This window comes from Rhizobium sp. BK008 (assembly GCF_014197345.1).
Lineage (GTDB): Bacteria > Pseudomonadota > Alphaproteobacteria > Rhizobiales > Rhizobiaceae > Rhizobium > Rhizobium anhuiense.
Window position 1 is genome coordinate 2,501 of record NZ_JACIFK010000019.1, and the last position, 2,500, is coordinate 5,000.

At 52.8% G+C, this 2,500-nt stretch carries 1 rRNA gene (only partly in view); it reads left to right on the top strand.

What is annotated here, in order from left to right:
• Positions 1–316 precede the first annotated feature (316 nt).
• Positions 317–2,500: ribosomal RNA gene (locus tag FHT69_RS33825) — 23S ribosomal RNA — on the top strand; it runs 631 nt beyond the window's last position.

Genomic DNA, 2,500 nt, shown 5'->3' on the forward strand with positions numbered 1-2,500 from the left:
GCCTAGCCGGCCGGATGTGGTGGAGGGATTGGAGGTAGGAAGGAAGCTTGTCGCTCTGGATCGTTGTTGTTTGCAGTCTTCGGACTGCATCTGACGGACGATCGGATTACCGTTGCCTGACCGCGCGGTATCGGATCCAATCTCGAGAAGCTGGTCTTAAGACAGGCTGCAAGTGGGCTGCTCGGCGTAGCTCCAATAAAGCAGACCTGTCGAACACGTCGATGGCATCAACGAATGGCCTGGGTTGTAAAAGGTAACCCTGGCTGCTGCATCCCTTTGGGATGTCGGCTAAGTGATGAGCATTGGCAATGAGAACGATTAAGTGTCGTAAGGGCATTTGGTGGATGCCTTGGCATGCACAGGCGATGAAGGACGTGATACGCTGCGAAAAGCCGTGGGGAGCTGCGAATGAGCTTTGATCCATGGATCTCCGAATGGGGCAACCCACCTTAAATGCTTGGAAAATCATTCTGGTTGTTTGGCCTCTGGCCCGGCAACCCGAGTGGTTTCCAAGCATTGTGATAAGGTATCTACACCTGAATACATAGGGTGTAAGAAGCGAACGCAGGGAACTGAAACATCTAAGTACCTGCAGGAAAGGACATCAACCGAGACTCCGCAAGTAGTGGCGAGCGAACGCGGACCAGGCCAGTGGCAATTGTGATTAAAGTGGAACGCTCTGGAAAGTGCGGCCGTAGTGGGTGACAGCCCCGTACGCGTAGATATCACGATTGTCCTAGAGTAGGGCGGGACACGAGAAATCCTGTCTGAACATGGGGAGACCACTCTCCAAGCCTAAGTACTCGTGCATGACCGATAGCGAACAAGTACCGTGAGGGAAAGGTGAAAAGCACCCCGACAAGGGGAGTGAAATAGAACCTGAAACCGGATGCCTACAAACAGTCGGAGCCCGCAAGGGTGACGGCGTACCTTTTGTATAATGGGTCAACGACTTAGTGTAACAAGCAAGCTTAAGCCGGTAGGTGTAGGCGAAGCGAAAGCGAGTCTGAATAGGGCGATTTAGTTTGTTGCATTAGACCCGAAACCGAGTGATCTAGCCATGAGCAGGTTGAAGGTTGGGTAACACCAACTGGAGGACCGAACCCGCATCTGTTGCAATAGATTGGGATGACTTGTGGCTAGGGGTGAAAGGCCAATCAAACTCGGAAATAGCTGGTTCTCCGCGAAATCTATTTAGGTAGAGCGTCGAGCGAATACCCCCGGGGGTAGAGCACTGGATGGGCTATGGGGACTCACCGTCTTACTGATCCTAACCAAACTCCGAATACCGGGGAGTACTACTCGGCAGACACACGGCGGGTGCTAACGTCCGTCGTGAAAAGGGCAACAACCCTAACCTCCAGCTAAGGTCCCCAAGTCATGGCTAAGTGGGAAAGGATGTGAGGATCCCAAAACAACCAGGATGTTGGCTTAGAAGCAGCCATCATTTAAAGAAAGCGTAACAGCTCACTGGTCTAAATAAGGGTCTTTGCGCCGAAAATGTAACGGGGCTGAAGCCATGCACCGAAGCTGAGGATTTGCGAGCAATCGCAAGTGGTAGCGGAGCGTTCCGTAAGCTGATGAAGGGAGACCTGTGAGGGCTCCTGGAGGTATCGGAAGTGCGAATGTTGACATGAGTAACGATAAAGAGGGTGAGAGACCCTCTCGCCGAAAGACCAAGGGTTCCTGCTTAAAGTTAATCTGAGCAGGGTTAGCCGGCCCCTAAGGCGAGGCAGAAATGCGTAGTCGATGGGAACCACGTTAATATTCGTGGGCCTGGTGGTAGTGACGGATTGCACAAGTTGTTCTGGTTTATTGGATTATCAGGGCAGCGGAGCGGTTCCAGGAAATAGCTCCACCGTATAGACCGTACCCGAAACCGACACAGGTGGTCAGGTAGAGTATACCAAGGCGCTTGAGAGAACTATGTTGAAGGAACTCGGCAAATTGCACGCGTAACTTCGGAAGAAGCGTGACCCCATTTTACGCAAGTATGATGGGGTGGCACAGACCAGGGGGTAGCGACTGTTTATCAAAAACACAGGGCTCTGCGAAGTCGCAAGACGACGTATAGGGTCTGACGCCTGCCCGGTGCTGGAAGGTTAAGAGGAGAGGTGCAAGCTTTGAATCGAAGCCCCAGTAAACGGCGGCCGTAACTATAACGGTCCTAAGGTAGCGAAATTCCTTGTCGGGTAAGTTCCGACCTGCACGAATGGCGTAACGACTTCCCCGCTGTCTCCAACATAGACTCAGTGAAATTGAATTCCCCGTGAAGATGCGGGGTTCCTGCGGTCAGACGGAAAGACCCCGTGCACCTTTACTATAGCTTTACACTGGCATTCGTGTCGGCATGTGTAGGATAGGTGGTAGGCTTTGAAGCGGGGACGCCAGTTTCCGTGGAGCCATCCTTGAAATACCACCCTTATCGTCATGGATGTCTAACCGCGGCCCGTCATCCGGGTCCGGGACAGTGTATGGTGGGTAGTTTGACTGGGGCGGT